A 523-nucleotide genomic window follows, 5' to 3' on the forward strand; every position below is an offset into this window, starting at 1 on the left:
TATTCATAGTCCTATTGTTCTCTTCTATTTTCCTTCCTCGATATAAATCGTATTTCCTTATTGTTTTTACTGGTTTTTGTCCAATCAATGCAGGGCTTATCCACTCTTTGCAGAAATCTAATATACATGATTAATCATGCATTGACCTTTTGGTAACAAAAAAGATACAAGAAAGAAACGCAAAAATGATAACAACGTTCTGACGTTCATTGTGAGGTTAAAATGGCTGAGCGATCGTTTGTACAAGAAGTGCAGAAATTACGGCAAGGGGAAGGTGAAGTTTTTAGTGGTGAGGGGATCCTCGCAGTCACCAAAGCTTTATTAGAATCCGGTGTTTCTTATGTGGCAGGCTATCAAGGTGCGCCTATCTCGCATTTAATGGATGTGCTTGCTGATGCACAAGATATTTTATCTGATTATGGTATCCGTTTTGAGAATAGTGCCAGTGAAGCGACTGCTGCTGCAACACTTGCGGCATCGGTCAATTATCCACTACGAGGTGCTGTGACATTTAAAGCAACAG

At 39.8% G+C, this 523-nt stretch carries 1 pseudogene; it reads left to right on the plus strand.

Annotated features, from left to right (window positions below):
• Positions 1–222: 222 nt before the first annotated feature.
• Positions 223–523, plus strand: a pseudogene (locus tag ABN217_RS20395) (indolepyruvate ferredoxin oxidoreductase); the annotation flags it as partial.

This window comes from Proteus sp. fly-1067 (assembly GCF_040139345.1).
Taxonomy (GTDB): Bacteria; Pseudomonadota; Gammaproteobacteria; order Enterobacterales; family Enterobacteriaceae; genus Proteus; species Proteus vulgaris_B.